Below are 15,484 nucleotides of genomic sequence, written 5' to 3' on the forward strand. Positions count from 1 at the left end.
TTGCATGGGGATAGAGGAATTAAATAGTCAAAAATCTGGTTTATTAAGTAGTATAAGTCATCAACAAGGGCAATTGGCTGAACTACAAATGAAACTAAGAAGGCTAATAACTGCTAAAGGGAAATTTGTAAATAATCTTGAAGCAATTAAACAAAATCAAGAGCAGTTTAAGTCTTTAGAAATAAACGAAAGTAGTTGGAAAGGGCAAAGAGCAACTACTTTTAAAGAAACATATCAACAACAAGTCATTTCGAATTTAGGGAAGTTTATCGGAGAACTAGGGAGAGTGCAAGAAGACATCGATCAAGCTATACGGCGGCTTGAAAGAGAAATCGCTACATGTGAGTCTAGTATTCTTTCTCTAAGTAGAAGTGTTTCAATGGTTGATGCTAGTATTCAAGTAGAAGTACAGAAGGCGGGGAAATGATAAATGGGGGAAATTAAATTAAATAAAGGGGTATTTGATGCGAAAGTAAGTGATTTGAAAAGTGGTGCTAGTGATTTAGGTAAGACTAAATTTAATGGTATGCAGTTGAGTCGTACGAATTTGACTAGGCTGATTCAATATTGTGAAGCAATTGAAAAGTTATCTCAAAAGGTGCAGCGATATGAACAGATATTAGAAAATGACTTAAATAAAATACAACAAACTGGGGAGAAAATAGTTGAAAAAGACGAACAACTTGAGAAGCAATTAAGAATGATAGATTCAAATTATCATGCAAAATAAGGAGGGAGAAACGTGGATAAAAATATAGAGTTACAAGAAGTAAAAGAACTTCAAAATAGATTTCAAGCAAGTGCCACTGAGTTGAATCAACAGTTTGAATCATTATTAGGAAAGATAGCGGATTTTAGTGAGATTAATTCATTTCAAGGTGCTGCTGCTGATGGAATTAAAGGCCATTTATCTAGAGTTCATGGAAGTGTTATTTCAGGTTGTATGGTCGCAGCAGAAAGCTTAAGTATGCAATTTGAAAAAGCATTAGAAGATTTTAATAGTTCTGTTGATAGTGATGCAGATACGAAGATTTATGGGAGTTATTTAGATAATGTAAAGCAAAAAATTAATGGGTATAGTAACAGTTTTAATCAATCGAATGAGTTAGCCCAACAGACTATCAGTTCAATTAATGATATTGTTCCGATCCATTATCCCCCATCATCAGGAATTTCTGAAGGGGTTGAAAAAAGTCAAAAAGAAATCAGTGATACGTTAGAAAAACTAGAGGCTTACAATAGTCAACAAAATGATCTTCAAAATTTTGATGACATGTTACGCGGATTAGATGGTGCTATGAGACAAATACAAGAGACTGAAGGGAACTTTTCTAGTGATACAACCGAAAAACTTCTGTCTGAAGGAACCTTTGCATCTATAGTTGGAGTAGCTAAAAAGATTGCGGGATATACGGGTAAAGTGAAAAAAGGAGTAGTCGGATTATTTTCTGGTTATTTACGCCTTGTTTACATGAAAAAAAATTTGGGGTTTGGTGTTGATTTTCATGTTGATGCTCGAAAAGGAAAAGGGGCATATGTATTTAAAACTTTAAACGATGCCGATATTGTAGCGGCTTCCAAACTTTTAGCTTCAGATGCAAATGAAGATGCTATTTTTAAATTTATTTTTAAAGATAAATTTAAAGTCAATTACAACAACGAAACAAGAAATGTAATAAAACAAGCAAAAAAAGATATTTATAAATTGCCTGAATTTAAAGCGGTTGAAGATTTTATGATGACTCGGAATGCAGGAGGTTTTTTAAAAGCATTTAAAAATAGATGGACAGATTCATTTGGGACCGAATTTCAAAAGAGCATTGACGAATTCAATTTTAAGAAGTGGCCAGAGACATTTAAAAAACTCAAAGGTACTGGGACGCTCTTCAAAAGTGTGGCAATTATTGGAACGGGGTTGACAGTTGTAGATAATATTATACAGTCACAAGATGATGGATTTCAGCTACAGGATGTAAGAGATGTTGCATTAGATACAGGTGTGGACTTAGCATATGCAGCGGGAGCAGCAGCAACTGGAGCAGCGATTGGGACTGCTGTGGGACCACTTGGAACCTTGGCAGGAGGAGCTATAGGTGCAGTGGTGGGGATTGGAGCCTCATTACTGGTGAATGAGAAACTTAGCATATTAGGAGGTGAAAGTGTAGTTAGCGGAACAAAGAAATTAGTAAAATGGGCAGTAAATATGAACGATAATTTAAAGTCTGGAAATTATAAAGAGTTTACGAAAGAAAATGAAAAGGTCCTGAAAAAATTAAAATCAATATTTTGGTAATTTATATAAAATTAGAAGGTAGGATAAATGAATGCTAAAGATAAAGGAAGAAGATTTGGGCCTTTTTGAAATTGAAAATAGAAACAGATTAAGTCCGGATTATATAAGAATCTTTTATGGGGGAGTTTTTGCATATACTTCTATACCAATGCTCATCATGTTTTTAGGTGTTTTGCTGAACGGTGATAAGATTTCTTTAACACCATTTGAAACATTTTTGGTACGAACTGAGGTAAAGTTATACATTTTGGAGTTGATTTTTTTAATAATTTTCATGTCTTCAAAGGTTGCTTTTAAATTACAGAAACTCCAAGCCATCGTGACTTTATTTTATTCTTTTCAATTAGCAACATTACCATTTATCGTTATGATGGTTGAAGGAATGTTTGATTTTCCAAGTAATAATAAAACGTTAGTTTATATTGGTTTAATAATGTTAGGTGCGCTTTGTACTCACATTGTAACTACAATTAATGTTTTTAAAAAGGCAAAACATGGAGGATATAAATCGGAAGGACCAGCTGTCTCATTTTTTACTAACGCAAAATTATATTTATTGATTGGAATGACAATTGGTGTAATGGTTCTACTTATATTAATTTTTTTAAATCTTAATTATACATTTAGCCAAATGGCAATTTATATTGTACAAACAATAATATTATATATATTCGCTGTAGTATCAGCAGAATTCGTCCTATTGGTGTATTGTCGCTTCAAATTCCCATCATTTAATATTACGTGGGAACAACATGAAAAGAAGCGCCAAGAATTCATAGCGAATAGAAAAAGAATAATAGAAAAAGAACAAAAGCGAAACAAAAACTGAAATGATATTTGTAAATAATAGTCATAAACTTTTTTTATGTGTGGAAGAATCTATTTGTGAAGAAATAAATCATTGTATAAGGGGTAGAGATTATGAAAGTTCAGTATAAAGCATTATCGCTTTTAAATTTAATAAGCATCACTCAAATTGTAAAAAAAGATGATTGGTTATTACCAGCTATCGCACTTAGAAATCAAGTAGTTCATAACGATATATACCCAATAGGACCTGTTCTTTTTACGTATTCACCATTAGAGAATGAACCGGAATATGGTGAATATATGTATTGTGTCCCAGTGAATGGAAGGGTAAATATGGAAGAGGATTCACCTTATGAGTATATTGATGCAATTCTTATTGAAGAAGCACTTTGTGTTAGATTCTCAGATGAAGATGGTGATATTGAAGACGCTTATCGTGTTTTAAATGAATTTGCTGAACAGAATCATATGAAATTAGATAGTAGCTTTTATCACGTATGTTTAGATGTATATGGTGATATGTGGTTGGATATTTATGCTCCTATTATTGAAGTAGGTGAATTAGTGCGATGATAGTTGAGGAACAAAGCATTGCTTATACAAATGTTGTATCGAAAGAATATTTTTTTCACTATACTGATATGGAAAAAGTAATAGAAGATTTATTGACAGAAATTGCGCAAGCGAATTTAACGGTCAAAGGCCCAATGTTTTATGCGCTGAAAAATGTACCATCAGATGGAGATATGTTTATTGAATTATTTATGCCAGTATATGAGAGTAGTATTCCTAAATCAGAAACAATGAAGTTTCGAAGTTATTACTATGTTGATAACATGCTAATGAAAAGATATGCAGGAGATTTTGAAACATTAACAGAGTATGCATATGCTGAGATTCTTCAGTATATGGAAGATAATGAACTTGATATGATCTCACCTATTTACCATATTTTTAGTGGTGATGAAGAGTTACAGTATGTTGAAATAAAAATTGCAGTAGATACACAATAATAATTTAGTACACTTTTAGTAATAAAGATATGAAAAGTAAAACCCTAATTTTTGTTTTATTGAAGAATATAAAGGTATTCTTGAATTAAGAGTTCTAATTGTTGTTTTTAGTAGTAAGGGGCCTACATATGTGGTTATTTTCAAAAGAAAAACCTTTGTACTTTCAGTAAGAGTGTGGGGATAAAACTGGGGGATTAATTGAACAGAAAATATTGGATAAAGTATCGGTGGATGATTGCATAATAGCTGTTGAAATGCTTGATATATTGTTTATATACCTAAATTTGCAGAAGAACTTGCAACGATTTTATATATTAGTAATAAAGAATTATCCCGAACGGTTGCTATGTTTGTTGGTACATTTGAAATTTTTGTACAAGTTTCAAACACAACAAAAGTTATTATCCAATGTATTCCGGTAGATGAGGAAATGGAAGAATAAGTATTTTTGGATATGAAAGTGATTGATTTTAAATATAAGAAAAAATCCACTGACGAAGAGAAAGAAGAAATAGCAGAGTGGATGCTGGAATATAAAAAGATGTGTAAAACAATAGCAGAGCACTATGAAATAGCTTAAAAAGAATCATTATTATAATGTAAGAATATCTGAGATTAATAGAACCTTCTCTTTTCATCAAAATGAGAAGGTTTTTATTTTTAATCTACATGATTTAAGTGAATGTAGTTAAGGGTGGGACAATTGGATGTGGAATATAAAAGAAGAAGATTTAGATGAATTTAAAATAACATGTAGAAATCGTTTAAGCCCTGAAGGAGCTATGTTGTTTATGTTTGGTGGAATGCTTTATAGTTCGTTATTGATGCTTTTTATTTTTGGAGCACTAATTAGATTTGGCTGGGATTACTATCCGACTCTTTTTGACACAGTAATAGTCAGAATGGAATTGTTGTTATATAGCCTACAAGTAATCTTTTTTATTATATATCTGATCCCTAAGGTACGTTTTAAATTTCAAAAGCTCCAGACATTGGTGATATTATTATATGCGTTTCAGTTAGGTACTATAGGTCTTACGGCGTTTGTTCTTCCAGGGATGAGTAATTATTCTATTAATTTTATTACGCTTATTTATGTAGGTTTACTAGTATTAGGAGCAATACTTGTTCATGGTGTAACAACATTTGATACTTTTAAACAAGCAAGTAAAGGTGCATTTAGTATGGGAGAAAAATCTACTTCATTTTTTAATAAGGCAAAGAAAAATGTAATGTTGGGTGTGGTAATTTATGTACTAATTCTTCTTGTTTTAATTTATATACAAAATAATTACTCATTGAGCATAATGTTTGGTTACTTTATATTTACGTTCATCATGTACGCGATAGCAATAGGCGCAGCTGAGTTCCAACTACTAGCCTATTGTAGATTTAAGTTTCCGTCATTTTATATTTCGTGGGAGGAACACGAAAGGGGACGTCAGAAAAGACTAAAGCTTTATAAAGAGAAGGAAAAAAGAAAACTAAAGAAATAAAATAAGTTTTGTGTCGAAATGAGGAAAGATGAATGCTTAAAATAAAGGAAGAAGATTTAGGATTTTTTCAAATTACAAATAAAAACCGATTAAGTCCTGATGGTGTAATGGCCTTTTTAGTTGGAGTTTTTGTATACGCTTCATTACCGATGTTTTTTATTATTTTGGGTTTTTTACAACTTGGTTGGGAGACTTATCCAAAATCTTTTGAACGAATAATTGTTTCTGTAGAGTTAGCATTATATATTCTGCAAATCCTTTTTTTGATAATCTATTCATTTCCGAAATTAAGATTTAAATTACAAAAATTACAAGCCGTTGTAATTGTTTTTAACTCGTTTCAGGTTGCAACGGTAGGTTATGCGTATGTATTAATTGAAGCAATATTTGGATATTATTGTGAAAATCTAACAGTATTTTATGTAGGTCTATTATTATTAGGAGCGATAATTACTCATATTGTAATAACAATCCATACTTTTAAAAAAGCAAAATATGGAGGCTATAAGTTAAAAGGGGAGTCAGCCTCATTTTTTACTAATACAAAACTTTGGATGTTAATTGGAATGTTTATTTATATAGTTGTCCTGTTGATATTAATCTTTGCAAGTATTCGTTTTGCGCTAAAACCGATGGTGTTTTATTTTTTACAAACAATTATATTATATGTATTTGCCGTTGCATCAGCAGAATTCGTCCTATTGGTGTATTGTCGCTTTAAATTTCCATCATTTAATATTACGTGGGAACAACATGAAAAGGAACGCCAGGAATTTATAGCAAATAGAAAAAGAATGAGAGAGAAAGAACAAAAGCAAAATAAAAACTGAAATGATAATAGTAATAGATGGTTTTTTTATGGTGGAAGAATCTATTTGTGAAGAATTAAAACATTGTATAAGGGGTAGTGATTATGAAAGTTCACTATAAAGCATTATCGCTTTTTAATTTAATAAGCATCACTCAAATTGTAAAAAGGATGATTGGTTGTTGTCAGCTATCTCACTTAGAAATTAAGTAATTCATAGTGATATATACCCAAAAAGTAGCTAGAGGTGTGTAACTAGATGTGGGATGTAAAAGAAGAAAATTTAGAAAAGTTTAGGATGATATGTAGAAGGCGTTTAAGTCCGGAAGGTGCTTTAGGTTTTATGATAGGAACAATAGTGTATGTTTCAGTTATGATGTTTTTTCTTATTGGTACTTTAGTAACCTTTGGTTGGGACTACTATACTACTTTATTCGAAAAAACAATTGTTAAAATTGAACTTGTGCTATATAGCTTACAAATAATTTTTTTAATTCTATATTCATTTCCAAAAACTCGATTTAAATTTCAAAAGTTTCAAACGATTGTTGTGTTATTATATGCATTTCAATTAGGTACGATATTATTCACGGCTTTAATTCTTCCTAGAATGTCTGATTATATAATCGACGGAATTACATTAGTATATGTAGGCTTCTTATTTATAGGAGCAGTGATTGTTCATATTGTGACAACGATTGATACGTTTAAACAGGCAAGTGAAGGTGCATTTAGTATGAATGAAAGATCCGCTCCCTTTTTTAGTAAAACAAAAGGAGCTATGATGAAAGTAGCTTTAATATACGCATTAATCCTACTTGTTTTGATTTATTTTCATAATGATTATGCGATTGATACTTTTATTGGATATGTAATAGGTACTGTTTTACTGTACACAGTAGCCGTTGGTGCAGCAGAATTCCAGCTATTGGTGTACTGTAGATTCAAATTTAAATCATTCAATATGACTTGGGAAGAAAATGAGAGAATGCGTGGGAAAACTCGAAAACAAAATAAAAAATCCAAATCGAAAAGTAAATAAGAGTGAAATAGAATTGATGTGAATGAAAATTATTTAAACTGTATAGAAGGTGAAAAACTGAATGTGGAATATAAAAGAAAAAGATTTAGATGAATTTAAAATAACATGTAGAAATCGTTTAAGTCCTGAGGCTGCTGTAGGTTTTATGCTAGGTTCAATCATATACATCTCATTAATCATGTTAGGTGTAATTTATGGTTTGGTGAAATTTGGTTGGTCAGTATATCCTAGTTTACTAGAGGAAACAATTATTAAAATAGAGTTATGTTTGTATAGCTTACAAATCATTTTTCTTATTGTATATTTATTTCCCAAAGCCCGTTTTAAATTTCAAAAGTTACAAGCTATAGTTATATTGTTATATGCACTTCAACTTGCGACTATAGGATTTGTAACAGTAGTTGTTTCGAGTATTTTTGGTTATTCAAATGATCGTATTACATTGACTTATGTAGCCTTATTATTGTTAGGAGCTTTTATTATTCATATTTTTACAACGATTAATACCTTTAAGCAAGCTAGCAAAGGCGCATTTAGTAAGTGGGAAAATTCAGTTTCATTTTTTAGTAAGACAAAAGATTTATTAATGATTGCCTCTATACTATATGTATTAACTCTCTTAATCTTAATTTATATTAATAATGATTATACGATGGGGCAAATAGGTTGGTATGCCGTATTGACCCTTATACTATATTCTGTAGCCATAGGTGCAGCAGAGTTCCAATTATTAGCCTATTGTAGATTTAAATTTCCATCATTTTATATTTCGTGGGAGGAGCATGAAAGGGAACGTCAGGAATTCTTAAAACGTTATAAAGAGAGGGAGGAAAAGAAAGCGAAAGAAATAAAATAAGTTTTGGTTTCTGAAAATTCGAATAGAATATATAAGCAATTAAGGATTGTATATAAATCAATGCTATTAAAAATTAAAGCATCTTCAATATAATCTGTACGAGTAAGTAAATATCAGTAAGTAAAGGTGAGATGTATTACTTTCCAAAAAGGAACATAATGAACTTAAAAATGCCTAGAGAAATCAATGGGGTGTCAGTATGAAGTTAAAGAAGAAAGCCAAGATGATGATAGTTCTGTCAATAATAGCAAATTTATTAAGTGGATGTGGTTTTGGGGAGACGAAGATAGAGTATGAGAGATTAGTAAAGGCATTGGATGAAGGTGATATGAAAACGGTTATGTCTGCGAGTGATGATGGATATGCATATGTGAAAGAAGAGACTAGCGACAGTACTTATGAAGAAAAAGAAGATGGTGAACATAGCAGGATAATATATCAAACAACCCATGGAGTATATAATGTGAAAGAAGACGACTTATATGGGAAAACAACTCAAAAGGTTGCTACTGATATAAAAAATGATAAAAACGTTGGTAGTAATCAAAATTACAAAAAAGAAACTGTCTATAGTACAAATTTGAAAAATGAAAAATCCCGTTCAATAGCCCACAATCAAGGTATAGATGTTTCATATGTAAAAATAATGTTTAGAGGATTAAATGAACTTAGTAAATTGAAACCGAGTGAAGATACAAAAAGATTTAGTGAACCGAGCATAATAAGCTATGATTTAACTGAATTACAGTTTAAAAGCATCATAAATGACAAGTTAAATTTAAAATATGATAAATTTAATTCTGCAATATTGATGATCGAATTTAATACGCCTAATGATACAAAAGAAAATCAAATGAGAATAATACAAATAACAATAGCGGTAAATTATGAAGAAAAAAGAAGATAAGCTTATAAAACGCAATCAAGAAATTTCAACATATTATCATACCAGAGAAGATAATAATCAAAGTGCCAAAAAAGAATATGTAAATTATGAAAAAGAGTATATAAATTAAAAATAAGATATTTTAATTGAATTTTGAGAATGATAAATGTTGTGAGGATATGAGTAAAGGGGTAGTGAAAAATAGTTACTGTGATAACAGTTATGTTTTGCTGAGCGCGTGTAGTTTTAGGAAATCAAAATAAAGTATGAGAGCCTAATAAAGGCAATGGATGAAGGTGACAAGAAGACGGTTATACTTAAGTGAAAGAGAGAAGAATATTTGGAACTTTTGAGGAGAAAGGATACTATTTGAACTATCAAAAAGCATTCTGAGTATATGATTATGGTAATTAATGTGGTAATGGTATATCTAAAAGATTATCTGAATTTAATTGTACAAAGATCTATGTACTTAAAAATATTAAGAATGTAATAGAATTTTAGTGCACGAAAATTATTTAAACTGTATAGAAGGGGAAATGTCAGGGTGTGGAATATAAAAGAAGAAGATTTAGATAAATTTCGAATAACATGTCAAGGACGTTTAAGTCCTGAAGGTGCTACGGGTTTTATGCTTGGAACAATATTTTATATTTCAATATTTATGTTTATTATTTTTGTAGGTGATTTGAATTACTACAACAATTTTTTTGATAGAGCAATTGTTAAAACTGAAATTGTGTTATTTAGTATTCAAATTATATTTTTAATTATATATCTATTTCCGAAAGCATGTTTTAAATTTCAAAAGTTACAAACGCTAATCGTATTACTATATGCGTTTCAACTTGGAACAATATTATTTGTAGTTTCGATTGTTTCTGAAATGGCTGACAATTCAATTGGTAGGATGTATACCGGGCTACTAGTTGTAGGAGCAGTTATTATCCATAGTGTAGCAACGCTAGATACATTTAAACAAGCAAGTAAAGGTGCATTTAGTAGTGATGAAAGATCCACATCGTTTTTTAGTAAGACAAAAGGGGCTATGATAAAGGGAGCTATAATATATATATTCATACTACTTATTTTGATGTATTTTCAAAATGATTATTCAATTGATTTTTTTGTTATGTATGGAGTAGGAACTGTATTAATGTATGCGGTTGCAATCGGAGCGGCAGAATTCCAACTATTGGCGTACTGTAGATTCAAATTTAAGTCATTTCATATGACGTGGGAAGAGAATGAGAGAATGCGTGGGAGAATTCGAAAGCGAAATAAGAAATTCAAAACGAAAAATAAAGTGAAACTTTAATCAGTGGGGGTTTTCTTCATCCCCCACTGATTATTAGTTGAACCAATCGGACTTTTATGGGCAGTTGATCCCCCACCTAACTTCTTTGCTTTCGCTGCATTTTGAGGTGGGGGTCTTACTGCCCATTAAAGCGGGATAAATAATATATTAATAGAATTTTAGTGCGCGAAAAATAATTGAAACGTATAGAAGGTGAAGGGCCAGGATGTGGAATATAAAAGAAGAAGATTTAGATAAGTTTAGGATGACATGTAATGATCGTTTAAGTCCTGAGGGTGCTACAGGATTTATGTTTGGAGGAATACTTTATAGTTCAATAGCTGTTTTTTCTATTATTGTATCAGGTGATTGGGATTACTGTATGGTCCTCCTTAATATAGGAATTGTTAAGCTGGAAGTGTTGTTATATGCTCTGCAAGTAATTTTTTTCATTCTATATTTATTTCCAAAAGCTCAATTTAAATTTCAAAAGCTACAAACACTTGTTGTATTATTAAATGCATTTCAAATGGCAATAATCTTACTCGTAGTTTTGATTGGTACTAAAATGGCTAATAATTCAATTGATCAGATTACATTACTGTATGCAGGATTGTTATTTTTAGGAGCAGTTGTTGTTCATATTGTTACAACGCTTGATACACTTAAGCAAGCGAGTGAAGGTGCGTTTAGTATGGATGAAAGATCCGCTTCCTTTTTTAGTAAAGGAAAAGGAAAGATGATGAAGTGGGCTACACTATACGCAGTAACTATTCTTATTTTGATATCTTTTCATAACGATTATGGGTTTGATGATTTATTTATGTATGTAGTAGGGACCTTTTTAATGTATACGATAGCAATCGGTGCAGCTGAATTTCAGCTATTAGCATATTGCAGATTTAAATTTCCATCATTTAATAAAACGTGGGAGCAACATAAAAGAGAGACTCCAAGATATCGAAAGAAAAATAAAAAAGGTAAATCGAAACGTAAGGCATAAAGAAAGTGCGTATTGTACGTTTTGATGATAGAAAAGTAATTATTTACAAGAGAGTATTTTAACTTCTAAAAGAAAATTTAATTATGTAAGGTGATTAAAGTGATTAGAAGGTTATCTGATCGAAAATGTAGAGTGGGTAGTGTGATGATGAAATGAACATAAAAAAGGTTTCTAAAATGATTACTATCATAATAACAATCAGCCTACTACAAGCATGCAGTTTTTTTGAAGAAAAGGTAGAGTATGAGCCATTTATTAAGGCATTGGATGAAGGTGACATGAAAAAGGTTATGTCTGCAAGTGATGATGGGTATGCTTTTGTGGAACAAAGAGGTATTTATAGTACGTTTGAGCAAAAAGAAGATGGAGAGCATAGTAAGACAATTCGTCAAACTACGGAAGGTGTATATAATACAAAAGATAAAAGTTTATACGGAGAGGCGATACAAACAGTTATGACTGATATAGAAAAAGACAAGGGAAAAAGGACAAATGAGAATTATAAAAAAGAAACTATTTATAGTACTCATGTTAAGTATGAAAATGGACAGGTGAAAAGTTCGGATTCAAATCTAGATGTTTCATACGTAAACTTAATTGTAGATCGTTTAAATGGGATAGGGAAACTAAAGATGAAGCCCGAAGGTGATATAAAAAAGTTTGATCAGCCTAATTCAGTGGGATATCGACTAACTGAATCTGAATTTAAAGATATTATTAATAATAAATTAAAGATACAATACGATGAATTTGATGGAGCAACAATCGTATTGCACCTGAATGCCTCAAAAAATCCAAAACAAATTTTGCAAATGAGGATAGATATAGATTTTAAAGAAAAGAATGAGGATGGAAAATTAGTAGAAAATATGTTCCAAATAATAACGTATTTTAATAGAAAACAGGATAATAACCAAGATGCAAGACAGGAATATTTAAAATACAAGGCGCAGTACAACAAAAGAGATAGTTAAGAGTGGCGATGAACATAAAAAGGTATAAAATCAGTGACTAAGAAAATTGAATCTTTATTTTGGTAATATACTATAGTTCGGGGAAAGGTGGAGCTAACAAATGTGGAACATAAAAGAAGAAGATTTAGATGAATTTAGAATTACATGTAGAAATCGTTTAAGCCCAGAACGCTCCATGGTGTTTATACTTGGCGCAACTGTTTATAGTTCATTATTCATGCTTTTTATTTTTGGAGCATTAGTTAAATTTGGCTGGGGTTACTATCCAAATCTCTTTGACAAAATAATTGTTTGTATTGAATTAGTTTTATATACCTTGCAAGTAATCTTTTTAATTCTATATCTATTTCCAAAAGTTCGTTTTAAATGTCAAAGGTTGCAAGCGCTTGTGATATTATTATGTACATTTCAGCTGGGAACTATAGGATTCACATTGTTTATACTTCCAGCAATTTCAAATTATTCGATTGATCAAATTACATTATTGTATGTGGGTTTATTGTTTCTAGTAGCAGTTTTTGTTCATCTGGTGACAACAATTGATACCTTTAAACAAGCAGAGAGTGGAGCATTTAGTATGGATGAAAGGGCAGCTTCATTTTTTAGTAAAACAAAAAACAACGTAATGATTGGTGTTACGGTATATGCACTAATCCTTCTTATTTTAATTTATTTTCATAATGATTATGAAATAGAGATATTAGCAGGGTATATAGCAGGAACTCTTGTAATGTACGCGGTAGCCGTAGGCGCAGCAGAGTTCCAATTATTAGCCTATTGTAGATTTAAATTTCCGTCATTTTATATTTCATGGGAGGAACACGAAAGGGAACGTCAGAAAAGACTAAAGCTTTATGAAGAAAAGGAAAAAAAGCAAGCCAAAGAAATAAAATAAGTTTTGCTTTCTGAAAATTCGAACGGAATATATAAACAATTAAGGATTGTATAAAAATCGATGCTATTAAAAATTAAAGTATCTTCAACATAATCTGTATGAGTTAATAAATACCGGTAAGTAAAGGTGAACTATATTACTATCAAAATGGGAATGTAATGAACCTAAAAATGCCTAGAGAAATCAACGGGGTGTCAGTATGAAGTTAAAGAAGAAAGCTAGGATGATGATAGTTCTGTTAATAGTATCAAGTTTATTAAGTGGATGTGGTTTTGGGGAGACGAAGATAGAATATGGGCCATTTGTCAAAGCATTGGATGAAGGTGACATGAAAAAGGTTATGTCCGCTAGTGATGATGGATATGCGTATGTGAAACAAAGAGGTATATATAGTACATATGAGCAAAAGGAAGATGGAGAGCATAGAAAAACAATCTATCAAACTTCGGAAGGGATATATAATACGAAAGATAAAAGTTTATATGGAAATACAACACAAGAGGTTACTTCAGCAGTAGACAGCAAAGATAATAAAGAAGAAGTTGTTTATCGTACCAATATTATGTATAAAAATGGACAGGTACAAAGTCCGGAATCGAATCTGGATGTTTCATATGTGAACTTAATTGTAGATCGTTTAAAAGGGATAGGGAAACTAAAGATGAAGCCCGGGGATGATATAAAAAAGTTTGATCAGCCTAGTACTGTTGGATACAAACTAAATGAATCAGAGTTTCAGAGTATTGTTAATGATAAGTTGAAAATACAATATGATGAATATGATGGTGGATCAATCGCATTGCATATAGATTCTAAAGATAGTTCAGAGCAGATATTGGAGGTAAGTATTGTAATAAATTATAAGAAGCGAAATGATGAAGGTAAGTTAGTAGAATATATATCACAAATACACACATCTTTTGATAGTCACCAAGGTAATAACCAAGATGTGAAACAGGAATATATTGATTTTAAAGCAAAGTATAATGAGACGCAGTAATATTTAGAAGGGCATTTGTACGGAAAGATAATAGCGACATAAGTGTGATAAATGTTTCATAAATATTTCTATTTGTAGTGGAAAGAAATTGAGTATAAATATGTAGCCCCAGTTGCTGGAGTAGATGCAACTGGGGCGTTTATCTGTCTAAATTTAGCTTGAATACATGACATGTTTTAGTTAGGGGCACGGCTTTACAAGTAGTTTCTCCATCTTCATAATAACGGTGTGAGTTATTTTGTAATTTGCTTGTATTACTAAGTTACGACTATTTCCTCTTATAGAGTACTTCTTATTATCGATACATCGTCCACATCCCAATGTCTTTAAATCCTAGTCGTTTATAAATTCGTCCAGCAGCTGGATTGTTATAAAATAAACAAAGTGTTCGGCTTTCTTTCGTAAAGTCTTGAATCATTTTTTGTAGTATGAGTGAAGCAAATCCATTTCCACGATAATTCGGGTGTGTACATACACCAACTACCATAGCGGATAATGAATTTTCAGCGGAAGTAGAGGCGGATGCGATGATTGCACCGTCTTTTTCAATATAATATGTACGTCCTGTATTTGTTTCAATAGATTGTCGTAAAATTTTTTCTGATTCATGAGCAGTTCGGAATTCAGTGATGCTACTTCTTAATTGCATAATTCGATCTACATCATCTATTGATGCAAGTTTAATCGTTTCATGAATAGGCGTGTCAGGTAAGTTGTTGCCATTTAGACATTCACAAAAATACATATCACTTTTGACACCTAGTTGAATAGCAGGAGAAGTTTCAAATTTTTTTACGATAGTTGACTTACCAGATAGTTTAAGCGGCTTATACGCTGAAAGAAGTGCCTCATAATCAGTGGTAACAAAGTCTTCTTTACTATATAGTATAAATGAATCGTGGAATCGGAGTAAAATTGATTTTAATGTTCCATCCTCTTTAAATACTCCCCATAATTCTTGAAAATCTGTGTCATAACCGAAAGCTTCAATATCTCCAATAATAAACAAGTTAAGGGCTGCTTCTTCTTTTAGGTAAGGGAATACTTGTTCATGATCTTTCTTTGTTAATTTTCGCATCATAACGAATCGACCTCTTTTTTATTTTTCTAA

General features: G+C 31.2%; 17 protein-coding genes and 2 pseudogenes. 18 read left to right on the forward strand and 1 reads right to left on the reverse strand.

The features are described from left to right. Positions 1-4 precede the first annotated feature (4 nt). The 18 genes and pseudogenes from JFU02_RS29905 to JFU02_RS29980 all read left to right on the forward strand — a co-directional run bounded on the left by JFU02_RS29905 (position 5) and on the right by JFU02_RS29980 (position 14,373). On the forward strand, positions 5-427 hold the full coding sequence (locus JFU02_RS29905; protein WP_201072046.1) for a YwqH-like family protein: 423 nt from the start codon (positions 5-7) through the stop codon (positions 425-427). A gap of 3 nt (positions 428-430) precedes the next feature. Further along, entirely contained in the window at positions 431-730 is a 300-nt protein-coding gene (locus tag JFU02_RS29910; RefSeq protein ID WP_053512322.1) for a TIGR04197 family type VII secretion effector, read from the forward strand. 12 nt (positions 731-742) lie between these two features. Then, positions 743-2,293 carry a T7SS effector LXG polymorphic toxin gene (locus JFU02_RS29915; protein ID WP_061667206.1) on the forward strand — a complete coding sequence of 517 codons (1,551 nt, stop codon included), beginning with the start codon at positions 743-745 and terminating at the stop codon, positions 2,291-2,293. 31 nt (positions 2,294-2,324) lie between these two features. Continuing rightward, on the forward strand, positions 2,325-3,122 hold the full coding sequence (locus tag JFU02_RS29920) for a hypothetical protein (RefSeq protein WP_061667205.1): 798 nt from the start codon (positions 2,325-2,327) through the stop codon (positions 3,120-3,122). 92 nt (positions 3,123-3,214) lie between these two features. Then, positions 3,215-3,676 carry a DUF5085 family protein gene (locus JFU02_RS29925; RefSeq protein WP_061667204.1) on the forward strand — a complete coding sequence of 154 codons (462 nt, stop codon included), beginning with the start codon at positions 3,215-3,217 and terminating at the stop codon, positions 3,674-3,676. Then, positions 3,673-4,116 (forward strand): DUF5085 family protein, encoded by a 444-nt coding sequence (locus JFU02_RS29930; protein WP_086406040.1) that lies wholly within the window; start codon positions 3,673-3,675, stop codon positions 4,114-4,116. The genes JFU02_RS29925 and JFU02_RS29930 overlap by 4 nt, the downstream gene beginning before the upstream one ends. 448 nt (positions 4,117-4,564) lie before the next feature. Further along, positions 4,565-4,696: a hypothetical protein gene (locus tag JFU02_RS32525; RefSeq protein ID WP_254905302.1), complete on the forward strand. Its 132-nt coding sequence runs from the start codon at positions 4,565-4,567 to the stop codon at positions 4,694-4,696. A 127-nt stretch (positions 4,697-4,823) separates the two neighbouring features. Beyond that, positions 4,824-5,612, forward strand: a complete 789-nt coding sequence (locus JFU02_RS29935; protein ID WP_016109854.1) for a hypothetical protein — start codon at positions 4,824-4,826, stop codon at positions 5,610-5,612. A 32-nt stretch (positions 5,613-5,644) separates the two neighbouring features. Continuing rightward, positions 5,645-6,442, forward strand: coding sequence for a hypothetical protein (locus tag JFU02_RS29940; RefSeq protein ID WP_016109855.1), 798 nt, complete (start codon positions 5,645-5,647; stop codon positions 6,440-6,442). 237 nt (positions 6,443-6,679) lie between these two features. Then, a complete protein-coding gene (locus JFU02_RS29945) occupies positions 6,680-7,462 on the forward strand; it encodes a hypothetical protein (RefSeq protein WP_086406042.1) in 783 nt (260 codons plus the stop codon). Between the two features lie 61 nt (positions 7,463-7,523). After that, the gene (locus tag JFU02_RS29950; protein WP_016109857.1) at positions 7,524-8,318 is read left to right on the forward strand and encodes a hypothetical protein; all 795 of its coding nucleotides are present in this window, start codon (positions 7,524-7,526) and stop codon (positions 8,316-8,318) included. A 199-nt stretch (positions 8,319-8,517) separates the two neighbouring features. Further along, positions 8,518-9,334, forward strand: a pseudogene (locus JFU02_RS29955) (DUF3952 domain-containing protein). A 49-nt stretch (positions 9,335-9,383) separates the two neighbouring features. Next, positions 9,384-9,520 (forward strand): annotated as a pseudogene (locus JFU02_RS32850) (DUF3952 domain-containing protein); the annotation flags it as partial. Between the two features lie 231 nt (positions 9,521-9,751). Next, on the forward strand, positions 9,752-10,522 hold the full coding sequence (locus tag JFU02_RS29960) for a hypothetical protein (RefSeq protein ID WP_098013427.1): 771 nt from the start codon (positions 9,752-9,754) through the stop codon (positions 10,520-10,522). A 205-nt stretch (positions 10,523-10,727) separates the two neighbouring features. Beyond that, complete coding sequence (locus JFU02_RS29965) at positions 10,728-11,504, forward strand: hypothetical protein (protein WP_061666638.1); 777 nt, start codon at positions 10,728-10,730, stop codon at positions 11,502-11,504. Between the two features lie 176 nt (positions 11,505-11,680). After that, positions 11,681-12,478, forward strand: coding sequence for a DUF3952 domain-containing protein (locus tag JFU02_RS29970; RefSeq protein ID WP_390226812.1), 798 nt, complete (start codon positions 11,681-11,683; stop codon positions 12,476-12,478). A 100-nt stretch (positions 12,479-12,578) separates the two neighbouring features. Further along, positions 12,579-13,373: a hypothetical protein gene (locus JFU02_RS29975; RefSeq protein ID WP_016109862.1), complete on the forward strand. Its 795-nt coding sequence runs from the start codon at positions 12,579-12,581 to the stop codon at positions 13,371-13,373. Between the two features lie 199 nt (positions 13,374-13,572). Then, positions 13,573-14,373, forward strand: coding sequence for a DUF3952 domain-containing protein (locus JFU02_RS29980; protein ID WP_201072049.1), 801 nt, complete (start codon positions 13,573-13,575; stop codon positions 14,371-14,373). A gap of 295 nt (positions 14,374-14,668) precedes the next feature. On the opposite strand, the gene JFU02_RS29985 is transcribed toward JFU02_RS29980, so the two are convergent. Continuing rightward, complete coding sequence (locus JFU02_RS29985) at positions 14,669-15,454, reverse strand: GNAT family N-acetyltransferase (protein ID WP_061666635.1); 786 nt, start codon at positions 15,452-15,454, stop codon at positions 14,669-14,671. Positions 15,455-15,484: the final 30 nt, after the last annotated feature.

The organism is Bacillus sp. TH13 (assembly GCF_016651175.1).
GTDB classification, from domain to species: Bacteria; Bacillota; Bacilli; order Bacillales; family Bacillaceae_G; genus Bacillus_A; species Bacillus_A thuringiensis_S.